Here is a 21,538-nt window from a genome sequence, read left to right as displayed (position 1 = left end):
AAAGCCGCACAAAGGCGGCTTTATCTAACGTTGGTAGGGTGACTGATTAGGCAAAGAACACCATCAGCATCAAGATTGGGCATACTAAGCGCACATACCAAGGCCAAATCTTCCAAAACCAGCTGTTGGCTATCTCTGGGTAACCTTGCTGCAACTCAGAGAGGATCTGGTGACGATTCCAAATCCAGCCTGCGATTAAAGTGATCAGCAACGCAATGATTGGTTGTGAATAAACCGTCGTCAGCTCAATCACAAAGCCAAACATGCTCGAGAAATTCAGCACAATCCCCCCTGAAATGAGCATGACTAAGCTGCCAATCCACAGCACTGCGGTAGTACGTTTTTGCTGTAACTCTTCCACTGCGCAAGCGACTGGAACTTCCAACATCGAAATCGATGAAGTGAGCGCGGCGATAATCATCAATAAGAAGAAGATCATCCCGATCACACCACCGATAGCCCCCATGCTGTCAAACATAGCAGGCAGCACAGTAAAGACTAAAGTGTCAGAGTTAAGCAGCTCACCCGAGGCAGAAAAAATCTCAACGCCATTATTTTTGGCCACAAACATCGCCGGTAACACCATTAAACCGGCGATAAACGCCACACTGGTATCAATTAAGGCTACTTGCGCCGCAGTTTTCGGTATGTTGGTATTTTTATTCAGGTATGAGCCATAGGTGGTCATCACACAAACACCGAGTGACAAAGAGAAAAAGGCTTGCCCCATCGCATTGACCACTACGCCTGGCGTGAAGTGGCTAATATCCGGTACTAAGTACATTTTCAGTCCGTCAATAGCTCCGAGCTGAGTAAAAATGTACACCGTAAGTAAACCAAACAAAATAAACAACAGTGGCATTAAACGGGTCGACCATTTTTCAATACCATTGGCAACACCATTGCGCACCACAAACATGGTTAACGCCATAAATGCCACCATCAAAATCAGGTTTCGTTCAGTGCTAAAAGTGGTTAGCCATTGGCTGGCACTCTCTGCGCCAAGCAGAGTTAAACCACCGCCAAACAGTGAACCGACCAGCCAGCCAGCCACAATGGCATAAAAACTCAAAATCAGCGACACCACTATCATGCCCGCGATACCGAGTAAAATGGCACAAAATTTGCCCTTTGGCCATACGGCACGAAATGCTCGGATCGGGTTAGATTGCCCATAGCGACCAATGGTTAACTCCGCCACCAGCATTGGGTAAGCCAGTAAAAACACCATACATAGATAGACCAACAGAAATACGGCACCACCATTACTCGCGGCTTGGGTTGGAAATCCCCATACGTTACCTAGCCCCACCGCAGAACCTGCTGCGGCCATAATAAAACCGAATCGAGAGGTAAACTGACCTCTAGAACTACTTGCCATATTTGCTACCAATTAATTGTGTTTGTCTGAACAGTCACTAACAAGTGTAAAAATAAAATTACACCCAATCGCATATTCACTAAGCCTCGTGGGATGGCAAGTAAATCAGTTTAAGAATAAGATTGGAAGCCCAAACGGTCTATTTTGCTACTAGAAGTGTGCTTTTCTAGTGCATTTGTTTATTTCTTCACCAAAAGCCGTCATCTTACACTCTTCTCTTTCTTCTCCTATGCTTTGGCTTTACTATCAATGACTAAATTTTGCTTGATGATCGGATCCGCATGGACAAGGTTTATCACTTCCTGACACTGCTCAGCATTGCTGTCTACTGGTTACTCGTGGCAGGTGTCACAATACGTGTGGTTCTCAAACGACGCGCCGTCAGCGTATCACTGGCTTGGCTGATGGTGATCTATATCCTTCCCATCGTGGGCGTGTTTTGCTATTTCCTGTTTGGTGAACTCAATCTTGGCCGCAAAAGAGCAGAACGCGCCAAAGAGATGTTTGCCCCGTTTGGCGACTGGTTTCGCTCGCTAAATGATTGCCAAGCCCATGTTCACGAAGGTATGGGGGCGCATATCGCGCGAATTGATGATCTGTGCAATAACCGCATGGGTATTCCTGCATTAAGCGGCAATACCTTATCACTCCTCAATTCGCCGCATGAAATCCTCCATGCCGTGATTGATGATATTCAACGCGCCCAATTTCAAATTCGCATGGTGTTTTATATCTGGCACCCCGGTGGCTTAGCCGACGCAGTAGCGGAAGCATTAATTCAAGCGGCCAAACGTGGGGTGGATGTCAAGCTGTTACTCGACTCTGCGGGTAGCCCGCGTTTTTTCCGTAGTCCTTGGCTCGCCATCATGCGTGACGCTGGCATTGAAGTGGTACAAGCGTTAGAAGTCAGTCCTTGGCGGATTTTCCTGCGCCGCTTAGATTTGCGCCAACACCGTAAGATCATTGTGATTGATGATAAAATTGCCTACACCGGCTCAATGAATATGGTTGATCCGGCTTACTTCAAACAAAATTCCGGTGTCGGCCAATGGGTTGACATTATGGTGCGCATCACCGGTCCCACCGTCAATGTTCTCTCCGCGATTCATTGTTGGGATTGGGAAGTCGAAACCGGTTCACGTAAACTCCCCAACAGCCCAGAGTGTCCTATCGAGCCCCGCCAACCGGATCACCCAATCCAAGTGGTACCCTCAGGCCCCGGCATGCCAGAAAATTTAATTTCTCAGGTGCTCACCTTAGCTATCAACCAAGCGAATCAGTCGGTCTGTATTACTACTCCATATTTTGTGCCGAGTGCCGATTTGTTGGCGACCTTAAAAATGACTGCTCAACGCGGGATCAAGGTCGAGATTATCATTCCGAAAAAAAATGATTCACTGATGGTACAGTGGGCATCGCGAGCATTTTATAGTGAGTTACTCGAAGCTGGTGTGCTGATCTATGAATTTGATGGCGGCTTATTGCATACCAAATCGGTCGTGATTGATCAGCAATTTTGCTTAGTCGGTACCGTGAATTTAGATATGCGCAGCTTATGGCTGAATTTCGAACTGACTTTGGCGGTGGATGATATTGAATTTACACAACAAATGGATTGGCTACAGCAGCAATACATTAGCCAATCCGATTGTGTGATCAGCCCCGAGTGGCAACAACGCCCTTGGCACAACCGATTTTTCGAGCGTGTGTTTTATCTGTTTAATCCACTCCTATAATTTTGCAGCGCCTAGGCTTGCGATTCGATGGAACGAGCCTAATTTAAATTATCTTTGATAAAATCAGACAAGGACAGCCGATGTCACAAGGAAACAAAACCCGTCTCGTCAATGCGGGACGTAACAAAAAATGGACGCTTGGCGTGGTCAATCCTCCCGTACAACGCGCATCCACCGTGATCTTTGATAGTGTGGCGCACAAACATCAAGCCACTTTAGATCGTGCCAATCACAGCTTATTTTACGGCCGTCGGGGCACCACTACCCATTTTGCTTTTCAAGAAGCCATGGTTGAAATCGAAGGCGGTGTCGGTTGTGCACTCTACCCTTGTGGAGCCGCCGCGATCAGCAATGCGATTTTGTCGTTCGTTGCTCAAGGTGATCATATTTTGATGGTCGATACCTGTTACGAACCAACTCGCGACTTTTGCGAAAAAGTCCTCAAAAAACTAGGGGTCAGCACCACCTACTACCACCCGATGATTGGCGAAGCGATCCGTGAACTGATCCAACCCAATACCAAAGTGCTGTTTACTGAATCGCCGGGTTCATTGACCATGGAAGTACAAGATATTCCTACACTAGCGCGCATTGCTCACCAGCACGATATCGTGGTGATGCTAGATAACACTTGGGCAGCAGGTCTATTATTTTCGCCGTTTGAACATGGGGTGGATATTTCGATTCAAGCGGCGACCAAATACATTGTTGGCCACTCCGATGTGATGCTCGGCACGGCGGTCGCCAATCAGAAATGCTGGGCGCAATTGCGAGAACACAGTTATCTGATGGGACAATACGCCTCGCCAGATGATGTGTATATGGCGATGCGCGGCTTACGCACACTGGATGTGCGCATGCGTCAACATCAACAGAACAGCCTACAAATTGCCAAATGGTTACAAGCACAGCCAGCAGTGGATCATGTACGCCATCCGGCATTGACTACCTGTCCGGGACATGCGTTTTTTGAGCGAGATTTCCAAGGCAGTAACGGATTGTTCTCGTTTGTTTTAAAAACCACTCATCCGCAAGCGACCACGGCACTGCTCGATGGTATGCACCATTTTAGGATGGGCTTTTCGTGGGGCGGCTTCGAAAGCTTGATTTTAGCGCACGAACCCAGCGCTTTTGCCTCATTGCGCTCAGTGGCGGATCCACAACTGCCCGGCACCTTGATCCGTGTGCATATCGGACTCGAAGATCCCGAAGATTTGATCGCCGATTTGCAAGCAGGTTTGACTCGCTACCAGCAGATCCTGAATCAATAAACGAGCAATAATGCGGCTTAAATATCACTTAAGCCGCATCAGTGCTGATATTTTCACTCATAACACTTTCCACTAATAATACTTTCACTGACTGCCGCGGGATTGACGGTGGCTTACCCGCGTATGTTGCGGACAACTGACCAAATGGTCATTAACCAAGCCGCAAGCCTGCATAAAGGCATAGCAAATGGTTTCTCCGACAAACTTAAAACCACGTTGTTTGAGAAATTGACTCATGGCTTTGGATTGTGGGGTTGAAGTTGGCACTTCACGCATACTCTGCCAATGGTTGATGATTGGCTGGCCATCAACAAACTGCCATAACGCCGCATCGAGTGAGCCAAACTCTTGCTGCAAAGCTAATGCGGCTTGCGCATTGGAAAATACCGAGGCAATTTTGCCGCGATGTTTGATGACATCAAAATTGGCGATGATCGGGGCAACATCGCTCTCATCACACTGAGCCAAACACGATAAATCATAACCCGCAAAGGCTTGGCGATAACTGTCGCGCTTTTTCAAAACCGTCAGCCAACTGAGCCCTGCCTGTGCGCCTTCCAAGGTGAGAAACTCAAATAATTGCGTATCATCATGGACCGCAATCCCCCACTCGTGATCGTGATAAGCACGCTCTAACGGGTGGTGAATTGCCCATGCACAAATCGGTTCCGCACTACTCATCATCGCTCTCCATGATTAATCCTATTATTCGATGGATTTCACTGCTGACTTATCCGTCTAGAATCCACCACTCTTTGTGTTATCACTCAACAATACAACTTTACCGCTTAACCGCAGCGCGATATTGATTCATGCACTCTGCTCAGCTGAATTTAACCAAAGTCAGGCCGCACAATGGCCAGCTCTAAGCTATCATCAATGTCGAGGCGTGATCAGAAAACACTGGCTGAACAGCCGTGAAAATAACTGCCATACAATTGAGCAATCGGCAGCAAATGCGCCTTTTCAATTGGTTTCGCCCTAAAAACAATGGTAGATTAACCGGATTTTGAGGCTGACAGCGCTCGCCTCGCGACTGACTCCAATCACTATGAATGCATTTATACGATTTACCCTAGCACTGTGCAGCACCAGTTTGCTGGCTGGCTGTGGAGAAAACATCGATCACCGTGACATTCACAGTAGCGGTTTTGTCTATTGTGGTGAAAGTGCACCAAGCACCTTTAACCCACAATTGGTAGAAAACGATATTACCTCACACGCGCTCAGTCCGCAGTTGTATGATACCTTACTCACTATTGACCCCGATACGCATTTGCCAAAAGCCAGCTTGGCCAAGCAATGGACTGTAAATCCCAGCCATACTGAGTATATCTTTACGCTACGCCCAGATGTGACATTTCAAACCACAGCTTGGTTTACACCAACACGTCCCCTCAATGCCGATGATGTGGTGTTCAGTTTTAAGCGAATTATCGACCCTAGCCATCCTTACCACACGCTAGATCAAGTTCAGTATCCTTGGTTTCAACGCATTGATTTTCAAGATCTACTACTGGATGTTATTGCACTCGATGACCTAACGGTAAAGTTTGTTCTACGCCATGCTGATAATAGTTTTTTATCCAATATTGCCACCACCCATGCGGTGATCCTCTCCCAAGAATACGCTAACCAACTGCTCATTAATGATGAAAAAAACCAATTGGATACGCAACCCGTTGGTAGTGGTCCATTTTATCTAGCCGAATACCACGCCCGTGATTTGGTTCGTTTAAAACGCCATACAGGCTATTGGAATGGGGTTGCCAAACTTGAGCAAGTGGTGTTTGATATTTCACAGCGTGGCACTGGCATGCTGGCCAAACTGCTGCGCAATGAATGCGATGTGCTGCAAGCGCCGATTTCAAGCCATCTGCCTGCGATTGAAAAAAATCAAACCATCACCCTCACCACCACTCCGGCCATGAATGTGGCTTTTATTGCGGTCAAGACCCAACATCCAGCGCTACGTGATAGCCGAGTGCGTAAAGCACTGAATTTTGCCATCAATCGACAAAATATTTTAGATTCCGTCTACTACGGTACTGGCAGTATCGCTTTTACCATCTTGCCTCCCACCTCGTGGGCTTACCAGCAAGATGCAGTACAAATTCGTTACGATCGTAATTATGCGCTGGCGTTACTGCGCGAAGCCGGATTTGCGACTGGATTGGAGTTAACGCTACTCGTCCCACCGACGCCAAAAGCCTACAATCCGAGCCCGAGTAAAACGGCAGAGCTTATCCAAGCCAATTTGGCGGATATTGGTATCAAGCTGCGCTTAATCAATGAAGAGCGTTCGGAATATCAGGCATTAAGTGAACGGCCTAATATCGACCTGTTCTTAACCGGTTGGACAGCAGACAATGGCGATCCCGATAATTTTTTACGCCCTTTGCTCTCATGCGATTCCAATCAAGCTGGACTCAATGTGGCAATGTGGTGTAATGACGACTTCGATGAGCTACTAGACTTAGCTCGCGAAGCCAATAACCCGCGTTATCGCTTAAACCTTTATCATCAGGCGCAACATCTGCTCAACCAAGAGTTTCCGGTCATTCCGCTCACTCATGGCATACCGTTTATCGCCTATCATCAATCGCTCACAGGAGTACATTTGAGTCCCTTCAATGTACTGCCATTTAATACCGTTGAGAGGGTAACCGAATAATGTTCGTCTATACAGTACGAAAATTTAATCTGTTTATCATTACCTTGCTGATATTAACTCTAATCGGTTACCAGCTCGCCAGATTGGACCCTCAGTCACCTTGGAATTTGTTCCATTTTTGGCAAGGCTGGTCAATCTACTTGGTGCAGTTGATGGATCTCAATTTTGGGCTCAACAAATCCGGCGTGCCAATCATCAATGAACTCACCACAGTGTTCCCTGCAACCCTGGAACTGTGTAGCATCGCTTTTATTATGTCGCTGCTGATCGGTATTCCCGTCGGTACACTGGCAGGAGTGCGGCAAGGCAAATGGTTAGATACCATCATTTCATTCATTTCGATGGCCGGTTATTCAGCGCCGCTTGTCTGGCTAGCGCTGATGATGATCATGGTGTTTTCCCTTAATTTCCAAGTGTTGCCCGTGGCCGGACGCTATGACTTACTGTATCAAATCGAGCCGATCACTGGTTTTGCACTGATTGATGCCTTTTTGTCAAAATCGGCCTATCGCGGCCAAGCGCTACAAAGCGTGATTGAGCATTTGATCCTGCCCTGTTTAGTGTTGGCTCTGGCTCCGACCACCCAAGTCATCGGGCAAATGCGCGCCTCGGTGGCTGATGTGATCAGCCAAAACTACATCCGTGTAGCGAAAATTCGTGGCTTATCCAATTATAAAATCATCACCCAGCATGTATTACGTAATGCGATTCCTCCAATGATCCCTAAATTTGGTGTACAGCTTTCAAGTATGCTCACCTTAGCGATCATTACCGAATCAATTTTCAATTGGCCAGGGATTGGACGTTGGTTACTCGATGCGTTAGCCAATCGTGATTTTATGTCGATTCAAGCTGGTGTGATCGTCGTCGGTGTGTTGGTATTAACGGCAAATATTGTATCCGATTTGATTGGCGCCGTTGCTAACCCTTTGGTAAGGAAAGAGTGGTATGTCAAACGGTAATATCTATCAAGAAGAGCTCATTCCAACCCAGTTCGAGCGCTTTTGGCGCAGCTTTCGCGCTAACAATCTGGCGATGTTTGGCTTATGGTCACTGCTGTTAATCACCCTAGTCACAGTTTTGTCACCTTGGATTACCCCCTATGATCCGCAAATGCACTCCAACGTGTTGCTACTTCCCCCCTCATGGGAACCAAGTGGGACGGTGGATTATTTCCTCGGTACTGATGATCTCGGGCGTGATATTCTCTCGCGTTTGATCGACGGCTCACTACTCAGTATCGGTGCTGCGGTGCTGATCACTTTGCTTGCCACTCTGATTGGCGGCGGTATAGGCGCATTAGCGGGCATGACCAACGGTTTGCTGTCTAGCACACTCAATCATCTACTTGATACCGTCATGTCGATCCCTTCACTGTTATTGGCGATCATTTTTGTGGCTTTTCTCGGCGCTGGTGAATTCAATATCCTACTTGCGATTGGGCTTGCGCTGATCCCGCGTTTTATCCGTTCCGTGTATATTGCGGTGCACAATGAAATAGAGAAAGATTATGTGATGGCAGCACGCCTCGATGGTGCCAATGAATTTTATCTGCTCTGGCATTCGATTTTACCCAATGTGCTGCCTGTGATTGTCGCTGAAATTACCATGGCACTTTCGATTGCAATTCTGGATATTACCGCACTTGGCTTCCTCGGACTCGGTGCACAATCACCCAGTACCGAATGGGGAGCGATGCTCGGCGATTCGGCTGAACTGATCTATATCGCGCCGTGGACGGTCATGCTGCCAGGTTTAGCGATTATGTTTACGGTCATGATGATTAACCTAGTGGGTGATGGCATACGTCAAGCACTCAATGCCGGAGTCGAATAATGCCTATTCTTGATATTCGTCACCTGACGATTGAAATTGAGACGCCGCAAGGGCTGGTTAAAGCGGTGGATCGCATGAGCCTCACCATGAATGAAGGTGAGATTCGCGGTTTGGTCGGCGAGTCCGGATCAGGTAAAAGCTTAGTCGCCAAAGCCATTGTCGGTATTTGCAAAGAAAACTGGCGTATTACCGCCGACCGGATGCGACTGGGTAATATTGATTTGCTGCAACTGACGCCGCGTGAACGCCGCCGCGTGATTGCGCGAGACGTGGCGATGATTTTTCAAGAGCCGTCAGCCTGTCTCGATCCTTCCGAAGAAGTCGGTCACCAGTTAATTGAATCCATCCCCTTTCGCACTTTTGAAGGTCGTTGGTGGCAACGTTTTACTTGGCGCAAAAAACAGGCCATCGCCCTATTGCACAAAGTGGGGATTAAAGATCACAAAGACATTATGTCCAGTTACCCTTACGAGCTGACTGATGGTGAATGTCAAAAAGTGATGATTGCGATGGCAATTGCGGCTAAACCTAAATTGTTGATTGCCGATGAGCCAACCAACGACGTTGACCCCATCACCCAATCGCAAATTTTACGTTTATTGAGCCGCATGAATCAGGTTAACAGCACCTCGATTTTATTGATCGGCCATGACTTGACCACCATTACTCAATGGGCGGATCGCATTACAGTGATGTATTGCGGTCAATCAGTTGAATCAGCGGATACGCCCAAACTCGTCAGCGAACCCAAGCATCCTTATACTGCGGCGCTACTCAAAGCAATGCCCGATTTTAGTGATTGGATCCCTCATAAGCAGAAATTTCAGTCACTGCCCGGATCGATTCCACCACTGCAACACTTACCTATTGGTTGCCGTTTAGGGCCTCGTTGTCCTTACGCACAGCGTCAATGCGTCGAAGTTCCCCATTCGCGCTGGATAAAAAACCATAAGTTTTCTTGTCATTTCCCGCTCAATATGGAGTCACCACAATGAGTGCGCTGTTAGAAGTCATCGATCTGCATAAAGACTTTGTCACTCGCTTTGGCTTTTTACGCAAACAAATCCAGCACGCGGTGAAACCGGTCAGCTTTACGCTAGAAGCAGGACAAACCATTGGTTTTATTGGACAAAATGGTTCAGGAAAATCCACATTAGCCCGAATGTTAGCCGGCATGGTCGCGCCAAGCGGTGGCGAAATCCGCGTGAATGGCGAGCGATTAGAGCATAAAGATTACGCGACGCGCTGTAAGTTAATTCGGATGATTTTCCAAGATCCCAACACTTCACTCAATCCACGGCTACAAATTGGCGCAATTTTAGAAGGGCCGCTGAAACGTAACACCAATATGCCTCCTGAAGCACGTCAGCGTCGGGTAAAAGAGACCCTGCAACGAGTTGGTTTACTGCCTGAGCATGCCTATTTTTACCCGCAGATGCTCGCTACAGGGCAAAAACAGCGGATTTGTCTTGCCCGTGCGCTGATTTTGCAGCCATCGATTATTATTGCCGATGAGGCGTTAAACGGTTTGGATATGGCGATGCGTTCACAAATTCTCAATCTGTTTTTGGAACTACAAGAAGAGATGGGGGTGTCGTTTGTCTATGTGTCACAGCATATTGGCGTGATCAAACACATTACCGACAAAATTATCGTCATGCATGAAGGTGAAGTGGTTGAATCGGGCAATACCCACGAAGTGTTGGCTGATCCACAGCATCCGATCACCCAGCGCATGATTGAAAGCCACTTTACCAAAGCGCCAACGTTTAAGTATTAAGCAGAGAAGATTAAGCGGTGAATGATTAAATCGTTAACTGCTCAAAGTTAATCGTGAATTATGAGCGATGCGGCACGGCTGCCCACATCGCTCAAGTCTGCTAATCATTAGCGGCGATGAGCGCGTTTTTTTAGCTCAACATCAAACTCATCCGGGAATAAAATCACCCCTTCCTGATCATCATTAGGAAAGACGACCACTGACAAATCATCTTGCTCTAAACCTTGAGTCCAGCGGCTGAACCATTTATTGAGCCCTATCGCTTCTGGGCTACATTCCGCCCATTCACCGGTTGCCCAAGCTTGAGCAAACTCGCGCTGTGGCCATACCGGAACACAATCTTCTTCATCAGTATTGAGCATCACACAACCATGCTCATCTTTTAAAATCCACACTTGCTGATGAGCAACAATCTCTGTTAAGCAGTAATTAAAGCGCTGCTCTTGATCATATTGATTAATCAGCGCGATCTGCTCTGCGGTTAATGGATTAGACATTTGGTTTCCCCATGTAAATAAACCACTCTGGTGAGTGATAAAATGGCAGGCCAACACCTACCCCCAGCAATAAAAAACGCCCACATCAAACTGACGTGAGCGTGACTTTAGTAAAATGTTAACCGTGAAGCGAAGATCACGCCAGCTCTGTTTGCAGCCAAGGCCAACCTTGTTTTTTACGGCTGAGGGTGTTTTCCATCATCAGCACGCCATCTTGTTGGTGTTTAGTCAGCTTTTCAGCCCACTCACCTTTAAACAGCAAACGAGTTTGTGCGGTGGTGATATCGGTCAGCATCAATGCAGCTAACGCCAGTGACTCTTGCTCACAACGGCGTTGCAGATCCGCTTCTAGCGCATCAATCATATCCGCGACTTGCTCTAAGGTTGCCAGCTCAATTTGGCCCACCACCAGATCGCGGCCATTGAATGGGTAAGCTTTGAGATCTTTTTCAATCAGTTGTGCCGCGCTTAAACCATCTATATCGGTTTTGGCGATCAGCAGCGCTTTGATAAAGCCATCCAGATCCGTCACACCTGCCAAGACTGCCAATTCAGCAACTGCATCTTGGTCTTTTTGCGTACAAGTTGGAGAGGCAAAACCTACAGTATCAGACAAAATCGCTGACATCATCAGCAGTGCCAATGGACGGGTGATCGGCGTGTTTTCCATCTTGAATAAGTTGAACAAGATAGTGCTGGTACAACCTACCGGCCAAATCCACGCTTCCAGCGGATTGACAGTCATCACATCACCCAAACGATGGTGATCAACAATACCCAAGATCTCAGCTTGGTTAAGATCGTCAGGAGCTTGAGCCAAATCGCTGTAATCCACCAGCCATACCTGCTGACCAGCCACGCTAGTGCACAGCTCAGGCTGTTCAACGCCAGCCACATTTAAAATGTGCTGAGTTTCACGGTTAATCTCTCCTTGGCGTACCGCTTTAGCCGCCAAACCACGGGCTTTCAACAGCTCTGCGGCGACTAATGCGCTGCAAATGCTGTCACTATCTGGATTCTTATGACCTACAACTAAAATCATGTTATTACCTACTTTTTCTTTTTGTCGTTGCGCATAGCCTTACCGGTTGATGCCACAACAGAGTTAACCACCGCCAGATCTCGTTAGATTTATCAGGCGTCAATCGAGGGAGTTCGTGGGAGGATTTTATCACAAGCTTGACGAGCTAGCGCCCTAGCAACATGCATCTGCACAACTAATGTGCAAGATTTTTAAGATAATTTTGTTGATTCAGGTTACTCACGGCGTTTACCCCAAGTTATCCACAGAAAATGTGGATAACGCGAAACCATTCCGCTAGCACGATTCGCAAAATCGGCTTAAAAAAATCCCCAAGCCAAGCTCAGGGATTTGGGTGACAAAAGTCAGTTTATACCATCGATCAATCTTTCAGATAAATCAGCCAGTACCACAAACCAACAAACACGCCACCACCAACAATGTTGCCAAGTGTCACAGGCACCAAGTTGTTAATAATGAAATCAACAAAATTCAAATCTGCATAACTAGCAATATTGGCACCCGTCATCGCCCAAAAGCTTTCAGGCGCTAAGTATTTAATGCCAATCGCCATCGGCACCTGAAACATGTTAGCGATACAGTGTTCAAAACCTGACGATACAAACATCGCCACCGGCAGGATCATCACCATAACTTTATCGGTCAGTGAACGCGCACCAAACGTCATCCATACCGCTAAACAGACCAAAATGTTACACATCAGGCCCAATGCAAAAGCTTGTAAAAATGTGTGATGCAATTTGTGCTGAGCAATCGCCATGGTATTTAAACCAACTTGACCACCCGCTTCCATAAACTGACGAGTAGCGAGCATGATCATGACTAAGATCACCGCACCACACAGATTACCTAAATAGACGACTGTCCAGTTACGGGCCAGTTGCTTCCACGAGATTTTACCACTCGCTTTGGCCACTAAAATCAGCACTGAACTGGTGAACAGTTCACCGCCGGTCACCACCACCAAAATTAGCCCTAGGCTAAAAGCAAGCCCACCGAGTAATTTGGTGACACCGTAAGGCATATCGTATCCACCGGTTGTGACTAAGGTGTAAAACACGAATGCAATACCGATATGGATACCAGCAGCAATGGCTAGTAGAAAAGATTTATACGCAGGTTTTTTGGCTTTCTCGACACCGATATTGGCAGCACGCTCGGCCATTTGCGGAGGCAGAAAAGAATCGAATTGGCTATGGTTCATGGGACGATGATAATTTAACACAAACAAAAGAGGGTCGGGATAATCGCTCTATTTCCTTTTTAATTCAAGGGCTATTTACGATGTTCAATCAAAATCTTGCTTGGTTTAATTTTCTGCAATTCAAGCACAGTTGGTGACCAGCCATTCGGCTTATCTTAATGGCATGATGTAGCAAAGAAATGGCATCAGGTGCTGAAAAAAACGCCAGATCGGGTACAGCTAACAGTTCTGCTTACTCAATGTTGCAGCTTGCTGCTCGGCAACCTATTGTTGCGGCAATAATCGCTTAAAAAGGTAACGCTTATGAAATTTACTCCGCTGCATATCGATGAGCTTAATTTACTGCTGCAATTTGATTTAAGTAGTGCAGCAACAGGGATAAAAGTCCGCAACGATGCTTCTGAAGCGATGCAAACCGCAGTCGTACGTTTGTATAACAAAGGGTTATGCACTCAAATCGATGGTGGCTATCTAACTGACGAAGGGATCGAAATGGCCCAATACGCTGAACGAGTCCTACGCGTATTAAACGCTTAGTCTCTCGCTAATCCGTTTGTTAATGAGCGCTGAATGCGCTCATTGTGTTTGTTGCATCTGGTTGACGAGATAATCGACTATCCACTATCGTCGATTAGCACTTATTGCCCAGCTTGGAGGATAGAAGCCGTCATGCGTAAACCACTGTATCAGCAGATTGAAATCCTATGGCACTATTTGCAGCTGCATCAATCGATTGAGCCTGCCGATGTGATCGTTGTGCTGGGCAGTAATGATCTGCGCGTTGCCGAACATGCCGCCAAACTCTATCACCAAGGCCTAGCGCCATGTCTGCTGTTTTCCGGTGGCTATGGCCGCTTTACTCAAGGGGTATTCTCCGAACCAGAAGCGCAACTCTTTGCCGCGATAGCCAAAGATGCTGGCGTACCAGCGCATGCTATATTGCTGGAAACCCAATCTACGAACAGTGGTGAAAATATCCGTTTTAGCCATCAATTATTAGTCGAGCGATCACAGCCCGCCAAACGAATTTTATTGCTCCACAAGCCGTATATGGAAAGACGTGCTTATGCCACTTTTATGCAGCAATGGCCAGACCCGGTTGATAGTGTGCAGGTCAGCTCAAGCGCGACAAGCTTTTTTGACTATTTAACCCACGAACTGACCAGTGATGTGGTGCTAAGTGCCATGCTGGAGGATTTTGAGCGGATCCGTGACTATCCGGTCTTAGGTTTTCAAATCGAGCAGCCGATTTCGCCCCAAGTCATGCAAGCCTACCAAGCCCTGTTGCCATTTAAAATCAACGCTGAATAATCAAACTTGACCCTACCGCTTGAATGGCTGACATCTCAAGTAACCAATAGCCGTCAACAATGTTGACCAACACGTCGCATCACACGCCTATTTTGCTGAGGCTAAACTTTGGTTAGACTGTAGTTTCTCACCTAACTGGACGCTAGCTTCATGAAACAACTGCTTGATTTTATCCCGCTGATCATCTTCTTTGCCTTGTATAAGCTGTACGATATATATGCAGCCACGGCGGCTTTGATCATCGCCAGCGCACTGCAACTGCTGATCACCTATGCCATTTATAAGAAAGTTGAAAAAATCCAGTTGATCACCGGTGTCATGGTCGCGCTATTTGGTGGCATGACCTTAGCGCTGCACGATGACAACTTTATCAAATGGAAAGTCACCATTGTTTATGTGGTATTTGCCCTCGGTTTAACCATCAGCCATCTGATCGGCAAATCCGCAATCAAAACCATGCTTGGCCAAGAGCTTCGCTTACCAGACCGTGCATGGGCTACCATTAACTGGGCATGGGTAAGCTTTTTCAGTCTGTGCGCCGCCCTTAATTTATACATCGCTTACCAACTCCCGTTGGATGTATGGGTCAATTTTAAAGTGTTTGGCTTACTGATCGCCACTCTGCTGTTTACCCTGCTCACCGGGGGTTATATCTATAAACAGCTAGCCCAGCAGCCTGAGCAATAAACGCACGGCATAGAGAAGGTAAATGGTTTATTACAAATGGTGCTAAGGGGTACTTCCGCCTACAAATTATGGTTATAATCCCCTCTCACCCACAGCGACCTAATTCGGTCGTTGTTTGATTTGCAATGGATAACCAAATGGATCAAAGTGTGAACACCCCCAAAGGCCAGCTTTTGCTGCGCACTCTCGCCATGCCAGCCGACACCAACGCCAACGGTGACATTTTCGGTGGTTGGATCATGTCTCAGCTCGATTTGGCTGGAGGCATTTTGGCCAAAGAGATCTCCTGTGGCCGGATTGTGACGGTTTCGGTCTCCAGTATCACATTTAAAAAACCGGTCACCGTGGGTGATGTGGTATGTTGCTACGGTGACTGCATCAAAATTGGCCGCACCTCGATGACCATTAATCTTGAAGTTTGGGTAAAACCAGTTAAAGAAGATGGTATTGGCGAACGTTTCCAAGTTTGTGAAGCAACCTTCAACTACGTGGCGATCGATGCGAATGGCCGTCCCAGAGAAATAAGCCTTCATGGCGGATCACAGAAATCGTGTTAACCGGCTGTGTTTAGCAAAGCAGTTGCGTAAAATTGTGGTTTTGCGTTTGGCTTATCGATAAGGAATAACGAATTATGTGGTATGTGATTTTTGCACAGGATGTCGAGCATTCATTAGCAAAACGCCTTAGTGTGCGCCCACAACATCTGGCGCGTTTACAACAGTTGCAAGACGAAGGTCGCCTACTCACCGCAGGTCCGATGCCCGCGATTGATGCCCAAGACCCTGGTCAAGCAGGTTTTACTGGCTCGACCGTGATTGCAGAATTTGCGTCATTAGCCGCAGCGCAAGCTTGGGCGGATGCCGACCCTTATGTTACTGCAGGCGTTTACGCCCACGTGACGGTGAAACCTTTCAAAAAAGTATTCTGATATGAAAAAAATTGTTCTGTGCAGCGTGCTAGCATCGACGCTGATCCTCGCAGGTTGCAGCTCTGGTGCAGCCGATAAGCAACGTAACCTTGAACTACTGGCGGGCAATCGCGCGAGTTTACTCGCAACTAAGCTGCCGCTGGAAGCTGGCCCGCTGAATATTCTGCGCGCAACCGCTAAAGGCACCAGTATTGAATTGGTCATGGTCTACAATGATGACGCGATCGATGCTAAGCCGACCGAGCAAGTGTTAAACCACGCACTCAATCGCTTCTGTACCAATAACGACACCCGTTCCAACCTCGATGTCGGTCTTAGTTATCGTATTCAAATGCGCAACTCTCGTGGCCAGTTGATGGCCGATCAGTGGGTGACGAAAGAATTCTGTGCTAAGCGCTAACCGCCAGCATTAAGTCATCACGGGTTCGTCGACCGCAACAACTCGATTACCCTTTGCATCAAGGCCTCTGTACGAGGCCTTATTGATTGGTATAGGTGCTAGCGTTAAGCGACCCATTGCTCACGCAGCGCTTGTGCGGCGTTAACCATATTGCTCAGTGCCGCCTCAACTTCTGGCCAACTGCGCGTTTTCAAGCCGCAATCAGGGTTAACCCACAACCGCTCGACGGGAATTTTTTGCGCAGCCTTACCAAGTAACTGCTCAATCCACGCTTGGGTTGGAATATTCGGCGAGTGAATGTCATACACCCCAGGTCCAATCGCATTTGGGTAGTTAAACGCTTCAAACGCTTTAAGCAGTTCCATATTCGAACGCGAGGTTTCAATGGTGATCACGTCCGCATCCAACGCTGCTACCGATTCGATGATGTGATTGAACTCGCTATAGCACATATGGGTGTGGATTTGTGTTTCTGGACGCGCACTGCCTGCGGCAATCTTAAACGCTTGCACCGCCCAGTCTAAATACTGCTGATGATCGCGTTTTTTCAACGGTAGCCCTTCTCGGATCGCAGGTTCATCAATTTGGATAATATTGATCTGCGCATTTTGCAGATCACTCACTTCATCACGCAGCGCTAGCGCCAATTGCTGGGCAATGGTTTGGCGAGCAATATCTTCGCGTGGGAAAGTCCAGCACAGGATAGTGACCGGCCCAGTTAACATGCCTTTCATCTGTTTTGCCGTCAGTGATTGTGCATAACACGACCACTGCACCGTGATCGGTTGTTCACGCTCAATATCCGCCACCACAATCGCGGGTTTAACACAGCGTGAGCCGTAACTCTGCACCCAACCAAATTGTGTGGTTTGAAAGCCGGCCAGATGCTCAGCAAAATATTCCACCATATCATTGCGCTCCGCTTCGCCGTGTACCAGCACATCTAACCCAAGCGCTTCTTGACGTTGCACCGCATCAGCAATATGCCCCTGCAAGGCTTGCACATACTGCTCCTCACTCAATTTGCCTTGCCGATAGGCACTACGCTCAGTGCGGATCTGCGTGGTTTGTGGAAATGATCCGATGGTGGTGGTTGGTAACAGAGGCAAACCTAACACTTGAGCCTGATGATGCGCTCGTTGAGCATACGGTGCACTGCGCTCAGCCAAAGCGGCAGTGATGGTATTCAACCGAGCTTGTACCGAGGCTTTATGCACGGTTGGTGAAGATCGCCGCGCCACAATCGGCTGACTATAAGTCTCACACGCCAAAATGGCATCGGCATCACCTTGCAGCGCACGCCCAAGCAGCGCAACTTCGCTGACTTTTTGTTTGGCAAAGGCAAACCAGCTATGGGCTTCTGCGCTCAATTGCGTTTCTAACTGCAGATCAACCGGACTGTGTAACAGTGAGCAAGAACTGGCGATCCATAACCGCTCACCCAGTTGCGCTTGTACTGGCTGCAACCGCGCAAGGAGTGCGCTGAGATCGGCTCGCCATACATTACGCCCATTGATCACCCCAGCGGAAAGTACCCAATGCGCAGGCAAACACTGAACAATCTGATCGAGTTGATCTGGCGCAGCAGAAATATCAACATGTAAACCATCCACCGGCAAGGTCACAATCTTATCGAGCGTATCCAATACCGAATCAAAATAGGTGGTTAACAGCAGTTTGACTTCGCCACGCAGCACTTGATAAGCCAATTTAAACGCCTCTTGCCAGTGAGGCTTCAGCTCTAGTGCTAAAATCGGTTCATCAATCTGTACCCACGGCACTCCCTGTTTGGCCAATTTAGCCAAAATGGCTTGATAAGCACTCAAAAGGCGCGGTAGCAGTGTTAAGCGATCAAATCCCTCTTCGACTTCTTTACCCAAATACAGATAACTGATCGGGCCAAGCAGCACGGGCTTTACCTGATGCCCCGCTTGCTGAGCTTGATTGATCTCTTCAAACAGCTGTGGCCAACTGAGGTTAAAGCTGTCGTCGGCGCTGAATTCCGGCACAATATAGTGATAGTTAGTATTAAACCATTTGGTCATATCCGCCGCGGCACTGTTCGCGCTACAGCCACAAGCATGATGTGACTGGCCACGCCCGATCCGAAACAGAGTATCTAAATCGGGGAAACCGTGGCGGTGGCGCTTAGGCACATGGCCAAGCAATAAGCTGGTGGTTAGCACATGGTCATACCAAGCAAAATCACCGACGCTCACAAAATCCAGTCCGGCCTCTTTTTGCACTGCCCAGTTTTGTTGACGAATGTGGCTACCCACTTGCTGTAATGCGGCCTGATCAATCTCGCCACGCCAGTACTGCTCCAGCGCAAATTTCAGTTCACGGTGTGTGCCAATTCGCGGATAGCCAAGAATATGTGTCGTGGTCATAAAAAATCCTTCTCAATAATCAAGATCGTTCAAGTTCTATGGTTGATGGTTGATTCAGTACACCAAAAGATGTCTGGATGGCTAAAATATCAAATATTCAGCGCGACAGAACAAGGTCCATTTCTTCAAGTTCTTGATTAGAAATTTTCATGTTAAGCAGATTAATGATTAGTTTATCTTAAAATATTTAGCCATCTGGATGTTTACACCTCTATTTGATCAGCGTAACTTATACCTAAACAACTTGGAGTTGCAGGTAGGCGATAAGTGAGTCCCGATGAGCATAGGCAAACTATGTGATTGGGGTGAGCGAACGCAGCCAACACCGCTGCAACTTCAAGTAGCAAGGGTATTGCCAACATGCCCAATGAGCTTAGGGAACGATGAGAACGACTCATGATAGAGCTGAAACATTTAAAAACGCTGCTGACGTTACGTGAAACCGGATCGCTGACCGCGACAGCAACCGCGCTGCATCTCACCCAGTCTGCCCTCTCCCATCAAATTAAAGATTTGGAAGCGCGCATCGGTGGCCAACTGTTTTTACGTAAAACCCGCCCTGTACGCTTTACCGCGGAAGGGGAAATACTGCTGCGCTTAGCCGCTGATGTGCTACCCAAGATGACGCGTGCCGAGCATGATCTCGCCAGCCTGAAAGAGGATGTGCATGGTCGCCTACACATGGCGATTGAATGCCATTCGTGCTTTCAGTGGTTGATGCCAGCGCTGCGTGAATATCAGTCTCACTGGCCGAGTGTCGCGTTGGATTTTTCTTCCGGCTTCGGCTTTGAGCCACTGCCAGCATTGTTAAGCGGTGAGTTGGATTTGTTGATCACTTCCGATATTTTGCCGCGTTCTGAAATTCACTATGAGCCGTTGTTTGATTTTGAAATGCGCCTGATCACCGGCACTGCTCACCCGTTGGCTGATAAAGCGGTAATTGAGCCACAAGATTTGGCCAACCAAACCATGCTCACCTACCCAGTCCAAAAACAGCGCTTAGATGTGGTCAAACACTTTTTACAGCCAGCCGGAATTGAACCTGCACGTTGGAAGCAAGCGGACAACACCTTGATGCTAGTACAAATGGTTTCTGCCGGTTTAGGCGTCGCCGCCCTGCCTAATTGGGCGATCAGTGAGTTTTCACGCCAAGGTTTGATCACTAGTAAGCCGCTGGGTCGCGGCTTGTGGCGACGGTTATTTGCAGCAATTCGCCACAGTGAAAAAGACAAGCATTATCTACAAGCTTTTTTTGCCACTGCACGCCAGCAATGCAAAAGCCATCTTGAGGGGATCAAGATGGCTTGATAACAAATCTTGTGTATAGCAAGCCTCGTGTATAACCAGCCTAGTGCGGGTAGGATTTGAATTGATTAGACGATGGATCGTATTGGTAGCCAAGCCCGTCGAACTTGCCCACCAAATGTTGCATATCCATTTCATAAGTACTGATCAATTCATCCAAACTGGCACACTCTAAGCGCAGCTTTTCGTTGACGATGCCCAATAAAATCACACTATTAATATTGCGTAGGTTACTCAGATCCATCACATCACTCCTGATTGAATATTTTCACTCAGCGTTTCCGCCCCCCATTAAGCATAGTCGCTATTGGGACAACGGAAAGTGATCACACAAACCTACGCACGGCAGACGCTTAAACCAGAAAATAGAGCGCGTGCAAACCACTCGTCGCCTTCAACAGCAAACACAGTGCAGCAGCTAATTGCCATTTATTGGCGCTAGCCGCAGACAGTAAATGCCAGCACCACACTACACAACCGATGATCAATGCCGCTAAATTTAGCAAGATTGGCTGCACTAATCTGCCGATCTGGTTTTCATCTAACCCATGTATATACGGCAAAATACACAGTGCGATCAGCATGGCCGCGAGCACTCCAACCACAGGTAAAATACGCTGGAATGCTTGTAAGCGTGAACGAGCCAGGCTTAATAACAGATGGGCAAATAACGCTCCGAGCAAAGCAACCGATACTAATACCATCAGCGATGCAGACCAGACTGGCGCTTGACTCGCCAACATCAACACATAGACCAGCGCGAAACCATTGGTGAAATAAAGAACCCACAACGGGCCTTGTTCACGAGTTTTTTGCGTTTGTACTTGTGAATAAAAATAAAATAGCGTCAACGCCACCAATAAAGCGACAAGGTTGAGTGATGCCATCGCCAACCATAATGCGAGCAGCGCAGGCAACAATTTATGCAGCCGACCACGTTGACCGGGGCAAATTTCGCCCTTCACCAACACTAAAGTCATTATGATTTGAGCCCCCAACAGCATTGGGGCGAGTACGGAGAGTAAAGAATCAAGCATAGTAGGCCAATCAGACAGCGAAACAGGTCGCCGATAATAGCAAACCTATGCCAAGAACC

General features: G+C 47.6%; 22 protein-coding genes. 14 read left to right on the top strand and 8 right to left on the bottom strand.

Annotation, left to right across the window (positions count from 1 at the left end; translation table 11 throughout):
• Positions 1-46: 46 nt before the first annotated feature.
• A complete protein-coding gene (locus tag PUN32_RS01755; protein ID WP_274721484.1) occupies positions 47-1,381 on the bottom strand; it encodes a sodium-dependent transporter in 1,335 nt (444 codons plus the stop codon).
• A gap of 281 nt (positions 1,382-1,662) precedes the next feature.
• Here PUN32_RS01755 and cls point away from each other — a divergent pair, with 281 nt between their 5' ends.
• Entirely contained in the window at positions 1,663-3,117 is a 1,455-nt protein-coding gene (gene cls / locus PUN32_RS01750) for a cardiolipin synthase (RefSeq protein ID WP_274721483.1), read from the top strand.
• An 80-nt stretch (positions 3,118-3,197) separates the two neighbouring features.
• Entirely contained in the window at positions 3,198-4,388 is a 1,191-nt protein-coding gene (locus PUN32_RS01745) for a cystathionine beta-lyase (protein WP_274721482.1), read from the top strand.
• 84 nt (positions 4,389-4,472) lie between these two features.
• On the opposite strand, the gene PUN32_RS01740 is transcribed toward PUN32_RS01745, so the two are convergent.
• Positions 4,473-5,069, bottom strand: a complete 597-nt coding sequence (locus PUN32_RS01740) for a DNA-3-methyladenine glycosylase I (protein ID WP_406707936.1) — start codon at positions 5,067-5,069, stop codon at positions 4,473-4,475.
• A 370-nt stretch (positions 5,070-5,439) separates the two neighbouring features.
• On the opposite strand from PUN32_RS01740, the gene PUN32_RS01735 reads away from it, so the two are divergent.
• From PUN32_RS01735 to PUN32_RS01715, 5 genes are read left to right on the top strand one after another with little or no spacing between them, the layout of a single operon-like run.
• Entirely contained in the window at positions 5,440-7,062 is a 1,623-nt protein-coding gene (locus tag PUN32_RS01735; RefSeq protein ID WP_274721480.1) for an ABC transporter substrate-binding protein, read from the top strand.
• The gene (locus PUN32_RS01730) at positions 7,062-8,024 is read left to right on the top strand and encodes an ABC transporter permease (protein WP_274721479.1); all 963 of its coding nucleotides are present in this window, start codon (positions 7,062-7,064) and stop codon (positions 8,022-8,024) included. The genes PUN32_RS01735 and PUN32_RS01730 overlap by 1 nt, the downstream gene beginning before the upstream one ends.
• Positions 8,011-8,898 carry a putrescine export ABC transporter permease SapC gene (gene sapC, locus PUN32_RS01725; protein WP_274721478.1) on the top strand — a complete coding sequence of 296 codons (888 nt, stop codon included), beginning with the start codon at positions 8,011-8,013 and terminating at the stop codon, positions 8,896-8,898. The genes PUN32_RS01730 and sapC overlap by 14 nt, the downstream gene beginning before the upstream one ends.
• Positions 8,898-9,893 carry a peptide ABC transporter ATP-binding protein gene (locus tag PUN32_RS01720; RefSeq protein WP_274721477.1) on the top strand — a complete coding sequence of 332 codons (996 nt, stop codon included), beginning with the start codon at positions 8,898-8,900 and terminating at the stop codon, positions 9,891-9,893. Before sapC ends, PUN32_RS01720 begins: the two co-directional genes overlap by 1 nt.
• Complete coding sequence (locus PUN32_RS01715) at positions 9,890-10,678, top strand: peptide ABC transporter ATP-binding protein (protein ID WP_166014866.1); 789 nt, start codon at positions 9,890-9,892, stop codon at positions 10,676-10,678. The genes PUN32_RS01720 and PUN32_RS01715 overlap by 4 nt, the downstream gene beginning before the upstream one ends.
• Positions 10,679-10,785: 107 nt before the next feature.
• Here the strand turns inward: PUN32_RS01715 and PUN32_RS01710 are convergent, their stop codons facing one another.
• From PUN32_RS01710 to focA, 3 genes are all read right to left on the bottom strand, one after another.
• Positions 10,786-11,175, bottom strand: coding sequence for a DUF2750 domain-containing protein (locus PUN32_RS01710; protein ID WP_166014865.1), 390 nt, complete (start codon positions 11,173-11,175; stop codon positions 10,786-10,788).
• Between the two features lie 136 nt (positions 11,176-11,311).
• Positions 11,312-12,217 carry a manganese-dependent inorganic pyrophosphatase gene (locus PUN32_RS01705; protein ID WP_274721476.1) on the bottom strand — a complete coding sequence of 302 codons (906 nt, stop codon included), beginning with the start codon at positions 12,215-12,217 and terminating at the stop codon, positions 11,312-11,314.
• Positions 12,218-12,578: 361 nt separating this feature from the next.
• Positions 12,579-13,421, bottom strand: coding sequence for a formate transporter FocA (focA, locus tag PUN32_RS01700; RefSeq protein ID WP_274721475.1), 843 nt, complete (start codon positions 13,419-13,421; stop codon positions 12,579-12,581).
• A gap of 303 nt (positions 13,422-13,724) precedes the next feature.
• Between focA and PUN32_RS01695 the strand changes: the two genes are divergently transcribed.
• The 6 genes from PUN32_RS01695 (at position 13,725) to gspS2 (ending at position 16,747) form a co-directional block, all read left to right on the top strand.
• Positions 13,725-13,958 carry a TIGR02647 family protein gene (locus PUN32_RS01695; RefSeq protein WP_274721474.1) on the top strand — a complete coding sequence of 78 codons (234 nt, stop codon included), beginning with the start codon at positions 13,725-13,727 and terminating at the stop codon, positions 13,956-13,958.
• 132 nt (positions 13,959-14,090) lie between these two features.
• The gene (locus PUN32_RS01690; protein WP_274721473.1) at positions 14,091-14,732 is read left to right on the top strand and encodes a YdcF family protein; all 642 of its coding nucleotides are present in this window, start codon (positions 14,091-14,093) and stop codon (positions 14,730-14,732) included.
• Between the two features lie 150 nt (positions 14,733-14,882).
• Positions 14,883-15,419, top strand: coding sequence for a septation protein A (locus PUN32_RS01685; protein ID WP_274721472.1), 537 nt, complete (start codon positions 14,883-14,885; stop codon positions 15,417-15,419).
• A gap of 137 nt (positions 15,420-15,556) precedes the next feature.
• Positions 15,557-15,976: an acyl-CoA thioester hydrolase YciA gene (gene yciA, locus PUN32_RS01680; protein ID WP_274721471.1), complete on the top strand. Its 420-nt coding sequence runs from the start codon at positions 15,557-15,559 to the stop codon at positions 15,974-15,976.
• Between the two features lie 74 nt (positions 15,977-16,050).
• On the top strand, positions 16,051-16,347 hold the full coding sequence (locus PUN32_RS01675) for a YciI family protein (RefSeq protein ID WP_166014858.1): 297 nt from the start codon (positions 16,051-16,053) through the stop codon (positions 16,345-16,347).
• Between the two features lies 1 nt (position 16,348).
• Positions 16,349-16,747: a GspS/AspS pilotin family protein gene (gene gspS2 / locus PUN32_RS01670; protein WP_166014857.1), complete on the top strand. Its 399-nt coding sequence runs from the start codon at positions 16,349-16,351 to the stop codon at positions 16,745-16,747.
• Positions 16,748-16,851: 104 nt separating this feature from the next.
• Here gspS2 and metE read toward each other — a convergent pair whose 3' ends face one another.
• Positions 16,852-19,137, bottom strand: a complete 2,286-nt coding sequence (gene metE, locus PUN32_RS01665; RefSeq protein WP_274721470.1) for a 5-methyltetrahydropteroyltriglutamate--homocysteine S-methyltransferase — start codon at positions 19,135-19,137, stop codon at positions 16,852-16,854.
• A gap of 396 nt (positions 19,138-19,533) precedes the next feature.
• Here metE and metR point away from each other — a divergent pair, with 396 nt between their 5' ends.
• Complete coding sequence (gene metR / locus PUN32_RS01660; RefSeq protein ID WP_274721469.1) at positions 19,534-20,445, top strand: HTH-type transcriptional regulator MetR; 912 nt, start codon at positions 19,534-19,536, stop codon at positions 20,443-20,445.
• A gap of 40 nt (positions 20,446-20,485) precedes the next feature.
• Here the strand turns inward: metR and PUN32_RS01655 are convergent, their stop codons facing one another.
• Positions 20,486-20,686, bottom strand: a complete 201-nt coding sequence (locus PUN32_RS01655) for a DUF4250 domain-containing protein (RefSeq protein WP_274721468.1) — start codon at positions 20,684-20,686, stop codon at positions 20,486-20,488.
• A 109-nt stretch (positions 20,687-20,795) separates the two neighbouring features.
• The gene (locus tag PUN32_RS01650) at positions 20,796-21,479 is read right to left on the bottom strand and encodes a hypothetical protein (RefSeq protein WP_274721467.1); all 684 of its coding nucleotides are present in this window, start codon (positions 21,477-21,479) and stop codon (positions 20,796-20,798) included.
• Positions 21,480-21,538 lie beyond the last annotated feature (59 nt).

The organism is Vibrio chanodichtyis, assembly GCF_028863985.1.
GTDB classification, from domain to species: Bacteria; Pseudomonadota; Gammaproteobacteria; order Enterobacterales; family Vibrionaceae; genus Vibrio; species Vibrio chanodichtyis.
This window is presented reverse-complemented; position numbering and strand designations above follow the sequence as displayed.